Below are 19,194 nucleotides of genomic sequence, written 5' to 3'. Positions count from 1 at the left end.
GGCCCGGGGCGAACCCCGGGCACGGTCACCTCAGGACACGGCCTTGGCCACCCTCGTGCCCTTGCCTTCTCCGCTCTCTCAGAGTCCGGCCACCTCCGGACGCACCACCTCGCGCACCGCCTCTCTGGCCCGTTCCGGGCTCTCGGCGGTCAGGGCGAGCTCGGCCAACCGGCGGCATTCGGCGAAGGTGTGCCGGGACAGCGCGTACCGCACCACCGGCAGAGCGGGCGGGGCCATCGACAGCCCGGTCACCCCGACCCCCACCAGCACCAGGGCGAGCAGCGGGTCGGAGGCCGCCTCACCGCACACCCCGACCGGTCTGCCCAGCCTCTCCCCCGCGCCACCGACCTTGGCCACCAGTTCCAACAGCGCCGGCTGCCAGGGGTCGAGAAGCTCGGGGAGCGTGTCGAGGGTCCGGTCGACGGCCATGGTGTACTGCGCGAGGTCGTTGGTGCCGATCGACACGAAGTCGACCCGGCTCAGCAGCCGTTCGGCGGCCAGCGCCGCCCCGGGCACCTCCACCATCACCCCGACCTCGCCGATCCCGGCGGCGCGGGCCAGCTCGACGAACTCGCCCGCCTCGGCCGGGGTGGAGACCATCGGGGCCATCACCCGGATCCGGGCCGTCTCCTCGTCCTTGTCCACCTCGCGTACGGCGGAGGCGATGGCGGTCAGCTGGTCGACGAGCAGGTGGGGGTGGACGCGCGAGGTCCGAAAGCCCCGCACCCCCAGAGCCGGGTTGGCCTCCTCGCCGGTGGCGACGAACCCCAGCGGCTTGTCCGAGCCGGCGTCCAGCGTCCGCACGGTCACCGTCCGACCGGAGAAGGCCCGGAACAGGCGTGTGTAGACCGCGGTCTGCTCGGCGACGCTCGGGGGCTCGTCGCGGTCGAGGAAGAGGAACTCGGTCCGGAACAGCCCGATGCCCTCACCGTCGTGTTCGGCGCTCCGGCCCGGGTCGGCCTCCCCGGCGTTGAGCAACAGCGCCACCGGGACGCCGTCGAGGGTGCGGCCCGGTCCGGTGGCCTCGGCGGCCAGAGCACGACGGCGTTCGGCCCGCCCCTGAAGGCTCTCGACCCTGTCCTTGGAGGGATCGATCTCGACCGTTCCGGCGTCGCCGTCCACCGCCACCAGGGCGCCCTCGGCCAGGTCCTCGGCACCCGGGCAGCCCACCACGGCGGGCAGCCCCAGAGCGCGGGCCAGGATCACCGTGTGGCTGGTGGGACCGCCGAGCCGGGTGACGATGGCCTTCACCTGCTCGGGGTCCAGGCGCACCGTGTCGGCGGGGGCCAGATCGTGGGCGACCAGGACGTAGGGGTGGCCCGGCTCCGGCAGCCCCGGCATGGCCTGCCCCAGCAGCACCGCCACCGCCCGGTCACGGATGTCGGCCAGGTCGGCGGCGCGCTCGGCCAGATAGCCGCCGGCGGCCAGGAGCAGCTCCCGATAGCGTTCGCAGGCCTCGTGCACGGCCCAGGCCGCCGCCCTGCCCTCGCGGATCAGCGCCCCGGCCTGCCTGCGCAGCTCGGGATCGCGTGCCATCAGCGCCTGGGCGTTGAGCACCGCCGCGGCCTCGCCGTCGAGGCGGGCGGCCCGTTCCTCCAGGTCGACACCGACCCGATCCAGGGCGGCGAAGGCGGTCGACTCCTCGTGGTCGGGGTCGCCGACCTCCGGTTCGACCTCGGGCAGGGAGGGTGGCGCCGCCATCCGGGCGACCGGGGCCACCGCGGTTCCGGGCCCGGCGGCGATCCCCTTGAGCGACCGGTCGGGGGCGGGGGAGGTGTCCGTCTGCTCCATGCGTCTCTCCTGCGGCAGGTGGGTTCCGTGCGCCGGCGGTGGGGATGGGTTCCGCCGGAGCACCGGGGGGCTGTGTGTTCCCGTGTTCTCCACCCAACCCCGGATCCGTCTCCGGCACCAGAGCGAATCCGGGATCTGTGGACAACCGGCCGCGAAAGACGCGCGGCGGCGCCCACACGTACCCCCTCGAGACCGAACGGTTCACCGCCCACTCCAGGGAAGGCCTCCCCCGTAGGGCTTCGACGAACCTCGAACACCCACCGTCCACGTATGGCCACGGGACGTCCCTCGGAGTAGCGTGGCCCGGGGCCGTCCCGCACGGGCCCCTCCCGGGCCGCCGTGTCCGGCCCGACGTCATGACCACCGACGGCGTCGTCCCCGCGACCGCGCCGACCCCTGTGGCGGATCGAACGGATCCGGCCGATCCTCGACCCGAAGCGACGAGACCCCTCAAGGAAGACCATGCCCGAACGCACCGTTGTCATCGGTTCCCTCCTCGGACTGCACGCCCGCCCGGCGGCCCTGTTCGTCCAGGCCGTCAACGAGACCGGTCTGCCCGTGATGATCTCCCACGAGGGCCACGAGGCGGTGGACGCGCGCAGCGTGCTCGCCGTGATGTCCCTGGGCGTCTCGCACGGCCAGACCGTGACGCTGACCTGCGATGACGAGAACGCGGACGGCGCGCTGGACGGGCTCGTGGAGATGCTCGGCAAGGAACTCGACCCCCGCTGACCGGGGCGGTCGGCCCCCGCCGAGGCGCGGGGGCCGACCCTGTCCTCAGTCCAGGAGGCGGAGGGACTCCTCCCGCATCTGCACCTTGCGGACCTTGCCCGTGACCGTCATCGGGAACTCGTCCACCACGTGCACGTAACGCGGGATCTTGAAGTGGGCGATACGGCCCTGACAGAAGGCCCGGAGCGTCTCGGGCGTGAGCGGCTCGGCGCCCTCGCGCATCCGCACCCAGGCCATCAGCTCCTCGCCGTACTTCTGGTCCGGGACCCCGATGACCTGCGCGTCGAGCAGGTCGGGGTGGGTGTAGAGCACCTCTTCGATCTCGCGCGGGTAGATGTTCTCCCCGCCCCGGATCACCATGTCCTTGATCCGGCCGGTGATGCCCACGTAGCCGTCCTCGTCCATGACGGCGAGGTCCCCGGTATGCATCCACCGGCCCCGGTCGATCACCTCGGCGGTCTTGTCCGGCTCGTTCCAGTAGCCGAGCATCACCGAGTAGCCGCGGGTGCACAGCTCCCCTGGGGTGCCTCTGGGCACGGTGACCCCCGTGGCGGGGTCGATGACCTTGACCTCCAGGTGGGGGCCGACCCGGCCCACGGTGGACACGCGACGCTCCAGGGAGTCGTCCCGCCGGGTCTGGGTGCTCACCGGGGAGGTCTCGGTCATGCCGTAACAGATGGACACCTCGGCCATGCCCATCCGGTCGATGACCTGGCGCATCACCTCCACCGGACAGGGCGAGCCCGCCATGATCCCGGTCCGCAGGGTGGAGAGGTCGTAGTCGTCGAAGTCGGGCAGGGCCAGTTCGGCGATGAACATGGCCGGCACCCCGTACAGCGAGGTGCACTTCTCCGCCTGGACGGCGTCGAGCGCGGTGGCGGGTTCGAATCCGGGGCCGGGGATGACCATGCAGGCGCCGTGGCTGGTGGCGGCGAGGTTCCCCATCACCATGCCGAAGCAGTGGTAGAAGGGCACCGGCAGCGCGATCCGGTCGATCTCGGTGTAGCCCAGCAGCTCGCCCACCGAGAAGCCGTTGTTGAGGATGTTGTGGTGGGACAGGGTCGCGCCCTTGGGGAAGCCGGTCGTCCCCGACGTGTACTGGATGTTGATCGGGTCGTCCGGGGACAGGGTCGCCTCCACCTCGGCCACCGGTCCGCGGCCGTTCCGCTCCCCCGCCGCGAGCAGCGCGTCCCATTCGGGGCTTTCGAGGAGGACCACGTCGCGCAGGTCGGGGCAGTCGCCGCGCACCTCCTCGATCATGCCCGCGTAGTCGGAGGTCTTGAAGGCGGGCGCCGAGATCAGGACCGAGACGCCCGCCTGGCCCAGGACGTAGCGGAGTTCGTGGGTGCGGTAGGCCGGGTTGATGTTGACCAGCACCGCGCCGATCCTCGCGGTCGCGTACTGGACGAGCACCCACTCGGCGCGGTTCGGCGACCAGATGCCCACCCGGTCGCCCTTGACCACCCCGAGGTCGAGGAGGCCCGAGGCCACCCGGTCCACCTCCGCGTCGAACTCCCGGTAGGTGTACCGGAGCCCCAGGCCGCGGTCGATGAGCGCGTCACGATCGGGATGGGCGGCGGCGGTGCGCGCCAGATTCCCGCCGATCGTGTCGCCGAGCAGAGGGGTGGTCGAGGTACCGGAGGCGTAACTGGGACGGGGGTCGGTGTTGCTCAAGTCCGGGCTCCTTGCTGTACGGAGGCAGCGGTTCCGTGGCCGGTCGGGCGGTTTTCACCACCTTTCCCACCATGTAACCCGGATCACAGTTACCACGTCCCACGGCCCTGAGGGAAGCGTTCCACCCCTTCCCGACCGGCTCCGGTACCCCTTACGAGCGACTCCCCTCTCAGGAACCCCCGCTGCCCTCGTAGCTCCCGTACTCGGCCGCCCCGACCACCTCGTACTCCTGGACCGCGATCCCGCCCGGCGTGGTCCGGTTGCCGCGCAGGCGCAACCCGGACGGAACGCCGTGTTCCGGGAACAGCCGACGGCCGTCGCCCACGACCACCGGCGCGACCATCAACCGCAGTTCGTCCACCAGCCCCGCCGCCAACAGCGACGCCCCCAGACGAGCGCTGCCGTGGATCTGCAACTCCCGGCCGGGGAGCCGCTTGAGCTCGGCCACCTGGGCGAACACGTCGCCGGACAGGATCGTGGTCGGCTCCCACGTCGCCTCGGTGAGACTGTGCGAGGCCACGTACTTGGGCAGACCGTTGAGCTTCGTAGCGGCCGGGTCCTCCGCAGGGTCCATCGTCGGCCAGTCGCGGGCGAAGTTCTCGTAGGTGCGGCGACCGAACAGGAACGCGTCCGCCCCCTCCAACCAGCCCATGACGACGTTCAGGAACTCCTCGTCCATGTGCGGGACCAGCCAGCCTCCCCGCGCGAAACCGTCGCTGGTGTCCTCGTCCGGAGAACCGGGCCCCTGGGCCACTCCGTCCAATGACAGGAACTCCTGAAGAATCAGCCTCACGATGTCCTCCTTCGCGGTCGAAAGGGTCAGTGGTGCAGGGTGGGGCGGTAGACGAGCTCCTGGATCCGCCCGTCGAAGGTGTGGTGTTCGAGCAGTTCGAGGTCGAAGTCCTCGGCCCCCTTGAAGATCGGGGCGGTCCCGGACCGGCCGGTCAACACCGGGAAGATCGTCACCTGGACCCGGTCGACCAGGCCCGCGGCCATCAGGGCGCGGTTCATCGACAGACTGCCGTGCGAGCGCAACGGAACCTCGGACTCCTCCTTGAGCCGGGCGATCACGTCGACGGCGTCACCGCGCGCGACGTGGGCGTCCCCCGGCCAGTCGAGGGGTTCCTCGACGGTGTCGGAGACGACGGTCGTCGGCAGGTGCCGCATCCGCGCGACCCACGGGTCGTACACGCCGGTCTCCGCGGGGTCCATCTTCATGAGTTCGACGAACTCCCGGTAGGTGCCCGCCCCGAAGATCATCCGCTGGTCCGGCGTGTACTGGTCCAGCCGGTGTCGGAGGAACTCGGGGCCCTGCTTGCCCCAGTAGCCTCCCCAGTCACCGCCCTCGCCGTAGGAGCCGAAGCCGTCGAGGCTGGAGAAGACGTCGAAGGTGTAGGTGGTGGTCATGGTGCCTGCCCCTTGAGATGAGGTCGGATGGTCTCGACGATGTAGACCCGGCACCATCGTCGAACTCATCGCCGCCCGAGCCCCGTCGACAGGCCGATGAGAACGGTCATCCGACCACTCCTTTGAGGAGTCGCGCCCTTCGCTTCACGAGCCCCGGATCACCGGTGTACGGGGGGACCTGGCATGCTGAATCCCCCCTCCCCGCGAAGAAGAAGGCCTCCCATGTCCGAAGAGCACGCGCCGGAAACGGTCGAGGACGAGACCGACAAGTACCTGTCCACTCTCAAGACGCCCGTGGTCACCACCGAGCACTACTGCGACCTCGAAGTCGATGACATGTGGCCGGTCATGGCCACCATCGTCGACGACGCGGAAGAGACCATCATCAAGCTCAGCCAGGACGCGCGCGAGCAGGGCGCGGACGCGGTCGTGGGCATGCGGATCGTCGGCGGCGTCGGAGTCTCCGGTTCCTCTTACGTCTATGGCACCGCGGTGACCTTCGTCGACGACGCGGAGGACTCCGACGACGAGCTCGACTGAGCGACCCGCGTCGGAGCGACACCGCCCGCACGAGCTTCCGCCCGCCCCGGTGAGGCTCGGATCCGGCACCCCGTGGCCGGGTTCCTCGTCGGGGTGGTGCCCCCTCCTCTCGAACGCACCCCTAGCGGAAGGCGCTCAGCGCCAGGTGGGCCGCGGCGGCGTCCACCGGCTTGGCGACGTCGAGCCCGGTGGCCTCCGCGAACCTGCGGAGACGGTTGATCACCGTGTTGCGGTGGCAGAACATCGCCCGCGCCACCTCGGTGATGGAACCGATCTCGTAATAGGTCTCGACCGTCTCGATCTGTAGGTCGATCTCGCGCTGGGAGTACCTCCCGAGCGAGGACCGGACGTCCCGGGCGAAGGCCTCGGCGACCACCCCCAGGCGTGCGCCCGCCAGCCGGGTCCAATGATCCTCGAACCGCGCCGCCGCGCCGTCCCGCGCCCACTTCGCCAACTCGCAGGCCAGACGCCACATCTCGGCGATCTCCCCGATGCCGTGGGCGCTCGGAGAGATCCCGACCGGCCTGGCCGCCAGCGCCTCCCGGGCGGCGTCCGTGACCTCGGCGGCGGGAACGATCGCGAACTCGACCCCGTCCAGGCGCAGGAGGAACGCGCCGGGCAGGGCCTCGCCGACCCACCCCCTGAAGTCGCGCGCGTGGTTCTCGTTGGCCACCAGGACGATGTGAACACCGTCGGGATCCAGCCCGAGGGCCTCGGCCGCCTGAGCGTGCAGGCGCGCGTCCGTACCGAACCCGCTCAGCAGATGGCGGAGGAGGAACGCGTGCTCCAACTCCAGCTCCGCGCGCATCCGCGCGATCTCGTCCGTGTACCCGGTCTGCACGTGCGTCGTGTGCAGCTCCACCGCCTCCCAGATCGAGATGACCTCCTCCGAGAAGCCGGGGAAGTCCTCTTCGGGAACGTGCCCGCGCATCGCCTCCCAGAGGAAACGGAAGTCCATCCGCACGGCTCGCAGCAGTGACTCCAGGGGGATCCCTCGGCGGGCGCGCGACCGCCCGACCTCGACGGAGTGGGCGCGCAGCTCCTCGTGGCGTTCCCGGCCCCGCAGGAGTTCCAGGAGGAGTTCGAGCGTGGCCCGGGCGGTGCCGTACAGCTCGGCGTCATCGATGACGGTCTCCGCGTACCCGGTCAGCTCGCGCACCCTGCGGACGTAGGCCCAGGCGATGGCCTCCAGCTCCTCCAGGCACGCCTCCGCCGCGCGGGGGATGATCTCAGACTGCCCTGTTTTGTGCATGTGCACATTTTAGACGGCGTTCTCGTGGCGTTCTTCGCTTGTGAAGGTTGTGTTTTTCCAAGACGATGATCGACATCACACCTGGTCGTCGATGGTCCGCCCGACCGGTGCACATCTCCCGGAGGATCACATGTCACAGCCCCAGCCGACCACTCCGAGCGCGCGAGGCCCCAACGTCAACGCGACCGACGCGAAGCGCATCGCCTTCGCCGCCTTCGTCGGCACCGCCCTGGAGTGGTACGACTACTTCCTGTTCGGCATGGCCGCCGCACTGGTCTTCAACCGTCTGTTCTTCACCGACCTCGACCCGAGCGCGGGTCTCATGGCGGCGCTGGCGACCTTCGGCGTCGGTTTCGCCGCCAGGCCGATCGGAGCGCTGATCTTCGGCTACATCGGCGACCGCTACGGCCGGCGACCCGCGCTGCTGGCGACCATCGTCATGATCGGCTGCGCGACCGGACTCATCGGCGTGCTCCCCGACTACCTCGCGATCGGTATCGCCGCGCCCATCCTGCTCGCGGTCCTGCGACTCCTCCAGGGGCTGGCCGTGGGCGGCGAATGGGGCGGCGCCATCACCATCGCCATCGAACACGCCCCCGAACGGCAGCGCGCCCGGTACGCCGCCCTGGTCCAGATCGGATCCCCGGTCGGCACCCTCATCTCCTCCGCCGCCTTCGCCGCCGTGCTGGTGCTGCCCGCGGCCGAGTTCGACGCCTGGGGATGGCGACTCCCGTTCCTCGCCGCGTTCCCGCTGCTCGGGATCGCCCTCTACATCCGCTTCAAGGTGGAGGAGTCCCCCGTCTTCCAGGAGCTCCTGGAGATGGAGGACCGCGCCAAGGTGCCCGCCCTGGCCCTGTTCCGCGAAGCTGGAGGGCGCCTGCTCGTGGCGGTCGCCGCGGCTCTGCTGGGGGTCGGCGGCTTCTACATGATGACGACCTTCGTGGTCTCCTACGCCTCCACCGTCCTGGAGGTCGACCGACAGGCGGTCGTGAACGCGACGCTCGTCGCCGCCGTCTTCCAGATCTTCACGACCCTGATCGCCGGACGCGTGGCCGAACGCTTCGGCCCCGGCCGGATGACGGTGATCGGCGCCGTGACCACGGGTGTGGCCGCCTTCCCCCTCTTCCGGCTCATCGACACGGCCGAGCCTTGGGCGATCACCATCGCGGTGACCATCGGCATCTGCCTCATCACCTTGGCCTACGCCGTCACCGGCACGCTGCTGGCCGACCTCTTTCCGGCCCGGCTGCGCTACAGCGGCGTCTCCCTCGGCTACAACCTCGCCGGAACCCTCAGCGGTTTCCTTCCGCTCATCGCCACCGCGCTTCTGGTCGTGGATGACGGGGCGTCCTGGCCCGCGGTGCTGGTCCTCATCGGCATCTGCGCCATCACCGCGCTCGGCGGTGTGGCCGGCGAGCGGATCAGAGCCGCGGACACCCGGGCCGCCGAGAACGCACCGACGACCAAGGTGTGAAGCGCCCGTCCACACCCACCACGACCTCAGTACAGGAGATCCACTTGAACCTCGAACCCGAAGTCATCGCGCGTATCGAAGCGGCGGTCGACGAGGCCTTCGACGCCCAGCTGGCCTTCACCCAGGAACTCGTACGCCACCCCTCCCTGCGCACTCGGGAGTCCTCGGCACAGGACCTGATGTACGAGGCCATGGAGCGGCGAGGCCTGACCATGGACCGCTGGGAGCTCGACCCCGAGGAGATCTCCGCCCACCCCGGGGCCGGGAAGATCAAGGTCTCCTACGAGGGCGTCGAGAACGTGGTGGGCACGTACACGCCCGCCCAGGGCGGGGGTCGTTCGCTGATCCTCAACGGCCACATCGACGTGGTCCCCGAAGGCCCCGTCGAGGAATGGACCCGGTCCCCCTGGGACGCCCCCGTCATCGACGGTTGGCTGTACGGGCGGGGCAGCGGCGACATGAAGGCGGGGCTGGCCGCCAACCTGTTCGCCTACGACGCCGTGCTCAAGGCCGGGTTCATGCCCACCGGACGCATCCACTTCCAGTCCGTGGCGGAGGAGGAGTGCACCGGCAACGGATCGCTGGCGACGATCCAGCGCGGTTACCGCGCCGACGCCGTCCTGATCCCCGAGCCGGAGGAGGACATGCTGGTCCGCGCCAACGTCGGCGTCATCTGGTTCACCGTGCGCGTCGCCGGGCACCCCACGCACCCGAGGGAGATGACGTCGGGGTTCAACGCGATCGACGCGGCACACCACGTGATGGGGAGACTGCGCGAGCTCGAACGGCGCTGGAACGACGAGAAGGACCGGCACCCCTACTTCGAGGACCTCGACCACCCCATCAACTTCAACCTCGGTGGGATCACCGGTGGCGATTGGCCGTCCAGCGTTCCCGCCTGGTGCGAGCTCCAGGTCCGGGCGGCGCTCTATCCCGGGGTGAGCGCCGACGACGCCTGGGAGCAGATCGAGGAGGTTCTGCGGAACACCACCACGGACGATGCGGGGAACCCCATCCAGGCCGTGGGCGAACGGACCGGCTTCTACTCCGAGGGTTATGTCCTACCGGAGGGGACGGAGGCGGAGGACGTTCTGCGCGGAGCGCACCGGGCCGTCTTCGAGGAGGAGCTGAGGACCTTCACCACCCCCGGCTACCTGGACGGGCGTGTCTACACCCTGTACCAGGGGGTTCCCGCGCTGGTCTACGGGCCGATCTCCGAGGCCATCCACGGATATGACGAGCGCGTCGACGTCGAGTCCGTACGGCGGATCACCAAGTCCATCGCCCTGTTCATCGCCGCGTGGTGCGGGTTGGAACAGGCCTCCTGACACGGCTTCGGGGTAGGCCGGACCCACGGCCCCTCGTCGAGGACCTGGTCGAATGAAACGGCGCCGCACCCTTGCTTGCAGGGTGCGGCGCCGTCCTCATGTCAGAGCAGCGACAGCTCGCGGAGCTTCGCCTCGACCTCCGCGTTGGCCGGTTCGACCTGGTGGGAGCCGTCCGGGTAGACGACCACCGGGATGTTGGTCCGCCCCGAGATCTCCCGGGCCTGTTCCGTGGCCGCCGTGTCGTGCTCGACGTCGATGTACTCGAAGGGCACCTGAAGCTCGGTCAGCTGCTTCTTCGTACGTCGGCAGTCCCGGCACCAGTCGGCTCCGTAGACGCGGATCGCCGCCTCGTTCATCCGTCCTCCCTCGGGATGGTCTCCCCGCCAGTCTGCCCGACCGCCCCAAATGCGCCTCCAAGGGGCATACGGGGAGTGGAGTAGTCGCCCCTCATAGGGGCGATGAGGACTGCTTCAGGTGCCCTCCGCAGATCTAGATCAGATGTTGCTGCCCCTCGTAGGGGCGATGAGGGCTTGGCCAAACGCAACCAGCTCAAGGAACACCATTTGTTGCTACCCCTTGCAGGGGCGATGAAGGCATCCGGTAGTACATCCGCCCCCGGCGCCGCGCTGAAATCAGAGCTCTTCGGCTTCTCATCGAGACCCCCGGAATCGACGCGGGACCAGGACTCTTCAACCCGACCATCCCCGCCCTCTTCCCGACCTGTCAACGACACAGGTCGTAGAGCAGACCTTCTCCCTAGAGTTTAGAGCCCCACACCGACAAGAACCTCCCGGCACCTTGGCAGCCCCCACCCAAAAGTCCGCTTCACAAAAACGAGCGAAAAGCACCCCCACCACCTCTCCGTGTGACCCATGGGACGCGAGGTCGAAGCGCTCGGGGCATCCTGATCGGGCACTCGATGGCCAGGGCCGCACCCCGAAGGATGCGGCCCCGCGGAGGGTCCCGATCGGAGCCGGCGGGTCTCCAGTCCCGCGGCTCCGACATCCAGCCGGCCCTCACGTTCTTGTGTTGCTCCCGATCACGGTCTCGGTCATCACGGACCGTCCACCGCTGATCTATTCGGGAGCGGTCATGTCATCCCGTTTTCATTGAAATGTCTGTTCATGTGGTCATCGTCCGGGTTCGGTGAGCAGGCGTTGGACGTCGGCCTTGAAGTAGCGGCGATGTCCGCCCAGCGTGCGGACCCAGCGCAGTCTTCCTTCCTGGGCCCATAGGCGCACGGTCTTGGGATCCACCCGGAAGGCCTGGGCGACCTCTTGGGGGGTGAGCAGGTCCATGGGGTCGACATCCGGCTGCGTCATGTTCTTCTCTCAAAGGGGGTCGTCGGGGGTTTGGTTGTTCGAGGCGCCCATGTCGGAACACGAGCGCGTGGTCTTCGAGCCAGGGGACGATCAGCGTTCCCGTATACGTGTGCGTGCGGCGTGGAGCGCGGCCAGCACCTGGACCAGGCGTCCTTCGGCGTCGTCCAGCAGGGCGTTCCTGCGGGCGGGGCTGTTGCCGGCCCATTGGGCGCGGGTCAGGTAGCGGGCGGCGTCCTCGGCCGCGCTAGCCCCGGCCAGCAGGGTGGGACCGCAGGCCGGGCGGGCGGCCTGGTCCCACGCGGCGCGGGCGCCCTCGACCAGCCGACGTCGAGTCTGAAGCGGCAACTGGGCCTGATCCCAGAGCAGGTAGGCCTGCTCCCGCCCCTCCTGGTCGGCCTCATAGGCGTCCAAGAGCCTGGTCAGAAGCTCGTGGGAGGGGCGGATGCGTCCGGTCTCGATCCGGGAGACCGTCGACTGATCCACCCCCGACAACCGATAGCCGCTCAACCCGGCCGCCTTGCGCAACCGCTTCAGGTGGACGCCGAGGGCCTTCTTACTGTCGGCGCACAGGGAGTCCGCGTCATGTTCGTTCACTCGAAGACTCCAGATCGGAGAGGGGAAGCGGGTGATCGAGCCAGGCGGGCGGGCCCCGGAAGGGCGCTCGTGGGAGCGCCCCTCCGAGGCACCGGCCGAGTGTTCCGCACCTTGCGGCACAGGGCTTTTCCACAGCCGCATCAGCAGGACCGAGTGGTTCCGGTAAGAGTGGTCAGAGCGGCGATGGGCGGTTCTCCCCTGCCCGGGTCGTTCGGTGGCGAGGCGCGCCACCGCCACCCCGACGCTTCGAAGACCTTCCGCAGCCCGTCCGCCTCGCGTGCCACCAGCCGGGTGTCCGCGCCCTGCTCTTGGGCTTGGCCGGTGTAGACGTCGGCGGCGCCGTTCATCCCGGACAGGTGCGTGATCCCCCAGCCGCTTCCCGGTGCCAGTCGGGAGGCCAGCGCCTCCAGCAGACCCGTGACCTCTTCGTCTTCGAGGTGATCCAGGGTCAGGGTGGAGAGCACCCCCACCGGCACCGACAGATCCAGATGCTCGCCCAGAGCGTTGACCAAGGTTTCCGGGAACCTCAGATCCAGGTCGAGCACGTGCACGTTGCCTCCCCGAACCCGAGCCGGGTGCTCCCACCACGCCCGCGCCGCCGCCAGGGCGGCGAGATCGTGGTCGACATAGACCGTGCGGGCTCGGCTTCCCCACAGCACCCGGCCGCGTTCGTGCGGGGCGCGGCGCATCGTCGGCAACCCGCAGCCCAGATCGATCACCTGGGGGAAGGAGTGGCAGACCGCGTCGACCACGCCTTCGCGGGCTTTGCGGTGCACCAACATCTGCCCCGCCAACCCCGGCGACGCTTCGGCCATCTTGACGGCGACATGGCGGTCCTGGCTCCACGAGTCCTTGCCATAGTCCAGGTAGTCGAACGTCCGGGCCGCGTTGGTCAACGCCCATTCCTCACGATCCAACAAAGTGCCGCTACGGGCCGCGCCCCAGACAGGAGGCTTCTGCGTTTCAGCGCGCATCACGCCTCCTCCTGGTGCGCTCCACCGGCGGGCCGGGCGGCATCCCGTAGTGGGCACGCAGGCGCGATTCCAACTGTTCGGGGGTGGGTTCGATCTGGCTGCGCCACGGAGCGCGAGGGTGATGGTGGGTGGCCAGCCAGAACCGACCGGTCCAGGCGATCTTGTGCGTACGCCCCCAGCGGGAGGTGAGCTCGGCGAGCACTTGGGCGGGAGGAGCCCAGGTGTCGCCGTACTCGTCCATATGGGCGCCCTCGTGTGTTCGGGCGCGGACGCAGCGGCGGGTGCGTCCGGCCGAGGTCAGGTGAGCTTCTAAGCAGGACCTGTTCACGAGACGACCCCTTCGGCTTCGGTGAGCCGGTCGAGCATCGCGACCGCCCCAGTCAGATCACCGGAGGAAAGAGCCACCGACAACGCGGCCCGCGCCTGACACACCCGCGCCCGAAGAAGAGCCGGGTGATGCTCACCCAAATGCGCAGCGGGAGTGACAGCCGGGACTGAGGAGAGCGAGGAGCCAGCGGGCCCGGAACGAGAACGCGAGCAGAGGGGCACCGAAGGGCTGGGCGACCGAGACGATCCGGAAGTGCCGGCGGACCTGCCGGTCGTGGCGGGAGCGGGGAGTCGGAGCGCGTCGCTGAGCGCGGATAGGAACGCCTCGGTCTGGATATCCATCATGGTCACGCCACCTCCGGCAGGTTCCGCAGCCCGGTCAACACCCGCTCCAACAACGGGACCTCTGCCGTGCTGAGGGCTTCGAGAGGCCGACGCGGCCGAGGCACGAACACCGGAGTCAGAGAAGGAGCACGTGAGGGAGCGGGGGCCGAGGCGAGCAGGTCGAGGACGTAGCTCCTCACCCGCCGCGCCGCACGGCGATGTCGTCGGACAGGGGGCTTCAGGGAACGGGGCGCCATAGCGCACACCTCTTCTCAGGGAGCCGGATGGGAGGTCCGGCGGGAATAGGTGGAACCAGTGTCACCCTGAAGCTTCAGGTTTTCAAGTCTTCATGAGAAATTGCTTCAGGTACTCCATATTCAACTGGACTGTCTTCATGAGTAGAAGGTTCACAGATGAGCGATTCGCGTAGCCCTGAGGCCACCCGTAACATCCGAGGTCGAGACACTTCAGGAGGCGATATGGCGGACAACCGCAGGTCGATTCGACGCCGGCGCCTGTCAGTCGAGATCAAGAAGGCCCGCGTCGAGGCAGGCATGACCATCGAGGAAGTCTCGGAAGCCACCGAGTGGTCGATGGGCAAGATCAGCAACATCGAAACCGGTGTGCGGCTGAAGCCCACCGTCATGGAGATCCGAGGACTTCTCGATGTCTACGAAGTCACCGACGAGCGACGTCGGGAGGCGATCCTCAACCTCACCCGGCAAGCTCGTGAGCTGGGCTGGTGGTCTAAGTACACCGATGTGTTCACGGATGACTTCGTCGCCTTCGAAGGCGAGGCCCGCCGTATCAGGACTTATGAACTCGCACGTATCCCGGGATTGCTTCAGACCCCTCGTTACGTTGAGAGCTTGATGCGTGCCAGCCTCTACCAGAGTCCACCTGACATCGAGCGCGCCGTCGAAACCCGCCGACAGCGTCAGCAGATTCTCACCGCACCAGACGCTCCCGAGCTTTGGGCAGTGATCGATGAGGCCGCTCTTCTACGCATCCAACGCGAAGACGTTCTGAAGGAACAGGTGGAACATCTGATCGCGGTCGCTGAGGCCGACAACACCGTGACCCTTCAGATTTTGCCGTTCTCCAACGGCATGCACGCTGGCTTGCAAGGACCGTTCGTAATCCTGGAGTTCGTTCCTGGCGTCAGCCCCGTGGTGTACCTAGAGACCGACACAGACGGCCTGTACTTGGAAGAGCCCGATGAGCTGGAACGATATGGCCGGCTCTTTGACCATGTCCGGGCCTCAGCGCGTTACCCTGAGGCATCCCTTCAGATCCTGAAGAACCTGATCTAGGACCGACGATGAACCTATTCCCGACCGAAGCCCTGACCTTCCGCAAGTCCAGCTACAGCGACCGCAACAACTGCGTCGAGGTTGCGGACCTTCCAGGTGGCTCTGCTATGCGGGACTCTCAGAACCCGACCGATGGACACCTGGAAATCTCCGCTGGTGAGTGGAGCGCGCTGCTTGCTGGGGTGCGATCCAAGAAGTAGCCAGAAGCAAAGGAAGGGCGCCGGAGAGACTCCGACGCCCTTCACCTATTCCCAGGAGAACTCTACCCCTCTTGTCTCTTCCCGGGGAAGGACCAAGGACCTAAGCACTCGTTTCTGGCATCGGTCCAAGGGCACGGGAACCTGGTCTCGACTGTTCTCTACCTCTCCTGAACCCACAGGGTTACCCTGAGGCTCCCCCAGCACCCGACTCAGGAGCGATGAACCATGCCCCTCCCCCAGGCCGAAGCCCTCACCTTCCGCAAGTCCAGTTACAGCAGCTCCCACGGACAGAACTGCGTCGAGGTCGCCGACGTCCCCGGCGCCTCCGCCATCCGTGACTCACAGAACCCCACCTCAGGGCACCTCACCTTCAGCAGCAGCGAATGGACCGCACTTCTCACCACCACCCGCCGCACGGAGGCCCGCCATGCCTGAAACCACCCACCCCCTGAACTTCCGCAAGTCCAGCTACAGCGGATCCACCACTCAAAACTGCGTCGAGGTCGCTGACACCCCTGGCACCTCCGCCATCCGCGACACCAAGCGAAGGACGGACGGCCACCTGCCCTTCCCCACCGACGAACGGGCAGCCTTCCTCACCACCCTCACCCGATAACCCCCAAAACCAACCAGGCCCCGGAAGCACCAACTCCCGGGGCCCCACCATGCTCAAAAACAACCCCGCGCGTAGGGCCCAGGAGCGCGCCGAGCTACCTGCGGCCCGTGATGCGGTGGTGGGCCCGTATGAGCGGACCTCAGGAAGCCCCGAACATACGACCGCCCTGCTCACCTGTATGGCGAGCAGGGCGGGTTCGTCGTGTTCAGGGTCAGGCGGACATCAGATCCTCGAGGGGACCCGTCCGACCTTCCGTTCGAACCACGGTGGGCCACCCCGGCGTTCCGGCGCCGGCTGCATGCAATGCCGCACGCAGCGTCGCAAAGGCTTTCTCCGACGCCTCGAACTGGTCATCGGTTCTGACGACGATCTCCACCGTGAACAGTCGTTCGTCGGCGTCGCTGCTCACTGTGGAGTCGGTGATGCTGTTGTCGCACTCCTCCAGCGCGAGCAGCTCATCCATCAGCCGGGCGGCGTAGTCGTGGAACTCGTCCTGAGAGACCGGGTGAGAGAAGCTGACGTGAAGGTTGGTTCCCACCATCACTGCGAGTTGGCCGGTCACCGATCCTCCTCCTTCATGCAACTCTGCCGTTTGGCCCATCGGATGCTTTCTTGGAAGTACCTGGGGTTGCTGGGCGTGAGATGGATCGATCTGGCGTGACCACCGCAGGGGCACTTGACCCTGTAGTACCTGGGAGGGTTCTCGATCTTCCACCCCATGGCGTCGAACTCCTCCAGAGCCTTCTGCCCATCCGGCTTCTGGTGCTTCTTCCAGTACCCCAACCGAGCCGCCCAAGGTTCCCTCATTATGTACCCGCTGTCGAGAGCGCAACCTTAACCTTGACCTAACTCACACCGTGCGCAGATAGACGCACTGGCCGCTTGTGGCCATGTCCGTCCAAGAGGACGAGGGCGGTTTCGCTGCGCCTCAGGCGCCCCACACCGCATCCCGACGACCGGCTCCCTCCTCAGCCCCGTGAGTGCGTTGTGTACCTCCTGAAAACACCGCCCCACCCTGTGCCCGCGGAAAGCAAAGGGTGGAAGGGAGCGCCGACCAGATCGGGCGGGGCCCATCCCCGCGTGCGCGGGGGCAACCGGCCGGTGTCACTCCGGAAACGAGCGACCTGATCACCGGCCATTTCATTGAAGTCCGCCTTGAAGCGGGGGATGGTAGCGAACGTGGCCACCGGAGCCGAACTCGCCGTCGACGGCGCTTGGACGGCCGGGTCCGCCATGACAGAGCCGGGGCAGAACTCCGATTGAGCGGTCCGACCGCACCCCGAGGAGGCCCACGCCACGTGCGGATTTCCTCGGACCATGACGACACATGAGCAGAGAAGGGGTGGTCCACATGGCTCTCGCGGCCTTCTACACCGAATACGGCGATAGCGACGTCCTCCAGGTGTCCGAACTCCCGGTCCCCGAGCCCGGGCCGGGAGAGGTACAGGTCCGGGTCTCCTACGCGAGCGTCAACCCGGTCGACATCAAGATGCGTGCCGGGACGCTCGGCGACGGCGGCCCGCTCCAGGGCACCACGATCACCGGAATGGACGTCGCCGGGACGGTCGAACGGGTCGGGGCCGGTGTCACCGGCTTCTCCCCCGGTGACCGGGTGGCCGGCCTCTCCCCGAGCGGCGCGGCCGCCGAGCTGGTGAACACCTACGCGGCCACACTGGTACACGTCCCGGACTCCGTCGACCTGCGCGTCGCCGCGACGATCGGGGTCGGGGGCGGCACCGCGGTACGGGCCCTCGGACTCACGGGGGTGTCCCGTGGCGACATGATCCTGGTCGACGGCGCGTCCGGCGGTGTGGGCACCTTCCTCACCCAGCTCGCCATCGCCCGCGGGGCCACGGTGGTCGGAACGGCGTCCCAGGCCAACCACGCGCACCTGCGGGAACTCGGGGTCGTCCCGATCGAGTACGGGGAGGGCTGGCAGGCCCGGGCGCGGGCCGCCACGGACCGCCCCTTCGACGCGGCGTTCGACCTGGTGACCGGCGGGAAGTTCACGGACCTCCGGGCACTTTCGAGCGAGACGGCCCCCATCGCGACGCTCGTGGACCCCGAGGTCCCCGAGCAGGGCGGGATCCTCGTCACCGGTAGGGAGCCGGGCTTCGAGCACGCGCTGCAAGAGGTCATGGACGCCATCGCCGACGGCGGCCTCCGGGTGCCGATCGCCCGTGAGTTCCCGCTCTCGGAGATCGCCGCCGCCCAGGACCTCGTCGCCGGTGGTCACACGCGCGGCAAGGTCATCGTGTCGGTGTCCTGACCACACGTCGTTCGCGAGGGACGGGAGGGCTCCGATGGGCTCCGGGCGGTGGAGACCGCGCCGGGGCCCACCATCGCGAACGAGCGGCCGATAAGGGCCAGGAGGGCACGTAGAGCTCGGGACGCGGGGGCTAGCGGCTCTGATCGTCCAGGAGCTCGCGCGCCTTTCGGTGGAGCAGAGGCGCGGTCGCCGGGTCATCGCCACGCTCTATGCGCAACAACAGCCGGGTGATGACGAACAGTTGCGCGCGTACCCCGTCGGGGGTGTCGAGCAGGTCGACGAACGCCCGACGCACCCGTTCGGCGGTCTCGGGGTGGGTGAGGCTGTGGCAGTACAGGGTGGCGGCGTCCAGACCGGCCGGGCCGCTCCCCCACAGTTCCCAGTCCAGGACGCCCAGGTCGGGGCCGAGCAGGTTGTTCCAGTGCAGGTCGCCGTGGGCGGTCGTCCAACGGGTGACGGTCGGATCGATGGCGTCGCCGAAGAACACCAGCAGGCGCCGGGTGATGGTCTCCTGGTCGACGGCGACCCGATCCGTGTCCTGTTCGGCCAGGCGGTCGAGAGCGTCGCGTAGATCGCTCCACCAGAGTTCTCCCGCCTCGGGCCGCCCGTGCAGGAAGCGCGTGGTCGAGAGGACGTCCCCGGGAAGCAGGGTGGCGGCCTCGGCACGAACTCGGCGGGGAGGGTCGTCCCACTCGGTGACCTCGACGACCTCGGGCCGCGGCACCCCACTGAGCGCGTCGGCGTCGGAGTTACCGGTCCAGGCCCGACCAGAGGCCCAGGCGGGGAACTCGGTGGTGACCCGCACCCACAGGTCACCGTGCGGACCGCGTCCGGGAGCGCCGATGGTGCGATCCCGCCACCCGAACACCGGCTCCCCGACCAGAGTCAGACCGAACCCCTCGGCCGCCTGGACGAGCAGGTTCCGCATGTGGTCACGATGACGTTGGCCGGCGAGCTCCTGAGCTGTGGTCATGGGTCGACGATATGACGCGGGTGGCGACCCGAGTGGGACCTACGGCGACGCCGGTGGCGAGGTGGTGCGGGCCTCGCTTCGTGG

General features: G+C 68.5%; 21 protein-coding genes. 9 read left to right on the top strand and 12 right to left on the bottom strand.

Going from position 1 to position 19,194, the window contains the following annotated elements; translation table 11 throughout:
• Positions 1-78 precede the first annotated feature (78 nt).
• Positions 79-1,791: a phosphoenolpyruvate--protein phosphotransferase gene (gene ptsP, locus D451_RS0101885; RefSeq protein ID WP_017533220.1), complete on the bottom strand. Its 1,713-nt coding sequence runs from the start codon at positions 1,789-1,791 to the stop codon at positions 79-81.
• A gap of 462 nt (positions 1,792-2,253) precedes the next feature.
• Between ptsP and D451_RS0101880 the strand changes: the two genes are divergently transcribed.
• Entirely contained in the window at positions 2,254-2,523 is a 270-nt protein-coding gene (locus D451_RS0101880) for an HPr family phosphocarrier protein (RefSeq protein ID WP_014909910.1), read from the top strand.
• 45 nt (positions 2,524-2,568) lie between these two features.
• Here D451_RS0101880 and D451_RS0101875 read toward each other — a convergent pair whose 3' ends face one another.
• The 3 genes from D451_RS0101875 to D451_RS0101865 form a co-directional block, all read right to left on the bottom strand.
• On the bottom strand, positions 2,569-4,197 hold the full coding sequence (locus tag D451_RS0101875; protein WP_017533219.1) for an AMP-binding protein: 1,629 nt from the start codon (positions 4,195-4,197) through the stop codon (positions 2,569-2,571).
• Positions 4,198-4,366: 169 nt separating this feature from the next.
• Entirely contained in the window at positions 4,367-4,990 is a 624-nt protein-coding gene (locus D451_RS0101870; RefSeq protein ID WP_017533218.1) for a dihydrofolate reductase family protein, read from the bottom strand.
• Positions 4,991-5,016: 26 nt separating this feature from the next.
• Entirely contained in the window at positions 5,017-5,604 is a 588-nt protein-coding gene (locus D451_RS0101865; protein WP_017533217.1) for a dihydrofolate reductase family protein, read from the bottom strand.
• Positions 5,605-5,826: 222 nt separating this feature from the next.
• On the opposite strand from D451_RS0101865, the gene D451_RS0101860 reads away from it, so the two are divergent.
• Positions 5,827-6,144 carry a heavy-metal-binding family protein gene (locus D451_RS0101860; RefSeq protein ID WP_014913610.1) on the top strand — a complete coding sequence of 106 codons (318 nt, stop codon included), beginning with the start codon at positions 5,827-5,829 and terminating at the stop codon, positions 6,142-6,144.
• Positions 6,145-6,265: 121 nt separating this feature from the next.
• Here D451_RS0101860 and D451_RS0101855 read toward each other — a convergent pair whose 3' ends face one another.
• A complete protein-coding gene (locus D451_RS0101855; RefSeq protein WP_026124746.1) occupies positions 6,266-7,396 on the bottom strand; it encodes a PucR family transcriptional regulator in 1,131 nt (376 codons plus the stop codon).
• Positions 7,397-7,526: 130 nt separating this feature from the next.
• Here D451_RS0101855 and D451_RS0101850 point away from each other — a divergent pair, with 130 nt between their 5' ends.
• Both D451_RS0101850 and D451_RS0101845 read left to right on the top strand, forming a co-directional pair.
• Positions 7,527-8,870: an MFS transporter gene (locus D451_RS0101850; protein ID WP_017533215.1), complete on the top strand. Its 1,344-nt coding sequence runs from the start codon at positions 7,527-7,529 to the stop codon at positions 8,868-8,870.
• A 44-nt stretch (positions 8,871-8,914) separates the two neighbouring features.
• On the top strand, positions 8,915-10,198 hold the full coding sequence (locus D451_RS0101845) for an ArgE/DapE family deacylase (protein WP_017533214.1): 1,284 nt from the start codon (positions 8,915-8,917) through the stop codon (positions 10,196-10,198).
• 101 nt (positions 10,199-10,299) lie between these two features.
• On the opposite strand, the gene D451_RS0101840 is transcribed toward D451_RS0101845, so the two are convergent.
• The 5 genes from D451_RS0101840 to D451_RS0101820 all read right to left on the bottom strand — a co-directional run bounded on the left by D451_RS0101840 (position 10,300) and on the right by D451_RS0101820 (position 13,416).
• Entirely contained in the window at positions 10,300-10,554 is a 255-nt protein-coding gene (locus D451_RS0101840) for a glutaredoxin domain-containing protein (RefSeq protein ID WP_014909624.1), read from the bottom strand.
• 774 nt (positions 10,555-11,328) lie between these two features.
• On the bottom strand, positions 11,329-11,496 hold the full coding sequence (locus D451_RS0101835) for a BldC family transcriptional regulator (protein ID WP_014908989.1): 168 nt from the start codon (positions 11,494-11,496) through the stop codon (positions 11,329-11,331).
• A 114-nt stretch (positions 11,497-11,610) separates the two neighbouring features.
• Positions 11,611-12,114, bottom strand: coding sequence for a helix-turn-helix domain-containing protein (locus D451_RS0101830; protein ID WP_017533213.1), 504 nt, complete (start codon positions 12,112-12,114; stop codon positions 11,611-11,613).
• Positions 12,115-12,254: 140 nt separating this feature from the next.
• The gene (locus D451_RS0101825; protein ID WP_026124744.1) at positions 12,255-13,088 is read right to left on the bottom strand and encodes an SAM-dependent methyltransferase; all 834 of its coding nucleotides are present in this window, start codon (positions 13,086-13,088) and stop codon (positions 12,255-12,257) included.
• Positions 13,078-13,416, bottom strand: a complete 339-nt coding sequence (locus D451_RS0101820) for a hypothetical protein (protein WP_241463274.1) — start codon at positions 13,414-13,416, stop codon at positions 13,078-13,080. The genes D451_RS0101825 and D451_RS0101820 overlap by 11 nt, the downstream gene beginning before the upstream one ends.
• 802 nt (positions 13,417-14,218) lie before the next feature.
• On the opposite strand from D451_RS0101820, the gene D451_RS0101815 reads away from it, so the two are divergent.
• The 4 genes from D451_RS0101815 (at position 14,219) to D451_RS0101800 (ending at position 15,868) form a co-directional block, all read left to right on the top strand.
• Positions 14,219-15,052, top strand: a complete 834-nt coding sequence (locus D451_RS0101815; RefSeq protein ID WP_014910936.1) for a helix-turn-helix domain-containing protein — start codon at positions 14,219-14,221, stop codon at positions 15,050-15,052.
• A gap of 8 nt (positions 15,053-15,060) precedes the next feature.
• Positions 15,061-15,252, top strand: coding sequence for a DUF397 domain-containing protein (locus tag D451_RS27145; RefSeq protein ID WP_017533210.1), 192 nt, complete (start codon positions 15,061-15,063; stop codon positions 15,250-15,252).
• 225 nt (positions 15,253-15,477) lie between these two features.
• The gene (locus tag D451_RS0101805) at positions 15,478-15,687 is read left to right on the top strand and encodes a DUF397 domain-containing protein (RefSeq protein ID WP_017533209.1); all 210 of its coding nucleotides are present in this window, start codon (positions 15,478-15,480) and stop codon (positions 15,685-15,687) included.
• On the top strand, positions 15,680-15,868 hold the full coding sequence (locus tag D451_RS0101800; RefSeq protein ID WP_017533208.1) for a DUF397 domain-containing protein: 189 nt from the start codon (positions 15,680-15,682) through the stop codon (positions 15,866-15,868). The genes D451_RS0101805 and D451_RS0101800 overlap by 8 nt, the downstream gene beginning before the upstream one ends.
• 211 nt (positions 15,869-16,079) lie before the next feature.
• Here D451_RS0101800 and D451_RS26990 read toward each other — a convergent pair whose 3' ends face one another.
• On the bottom strand, positions 16,080-16,430 hold the full coding sequence (locus tag D451_RS26990; protein ID WP_017533207.1) for a hypothetical protein: 351 nt from the start codon (positions 16,428-16,430) through the stop codon (positions 16,080-16,082).
• Between the two features lie 765 nt (positions 16,431-17,195).
• Between D451_RS26990 and D451_RS0101785 the strand changes: the two genes are divergently transcribed.
• Entirely contained in the window at positions 17,196-18,137 is a 942-nt protein-coding gene (locus tag D451_RS0101785; RefSeq protein WP_241463273.1) for an NADP-dependent oxidoreductase, read from the top strand.
• Positions 18,138-18,267: 130 nt separating this feature from the next.
• Here the strand turns inward: D451_RS0101785 and D451_RS0101780 are convergent, their stop codons facing one another.
• Positions 18,268-19,110, bottom strand: coding sequence for a phosphotransferase (locus D451_RS0101780; protein ID WP_026124743.1), 843 nt, complete (start codon positions 19,108-19,110; stop codon positions 18,268-18,270).
• Positions 19,111-19,194: the final 84 nt, after the last annotated feature.

It is taken from the genome of Nocardiopsis alba DSM 43377, from assembly GCF_000341225.1.
Lineage (GTDB): Bacteria > Actinomycetota > Actinomycetes > Streptosporangiales > Streptosporangiaceae > Nocardiopsis > Nocardiopsis alba.
The sequence above is the reverse complement of the archived record's forward strand: the minus strand, read 5'-3'. Positions and strand labels throughout refer to the sequence as shown.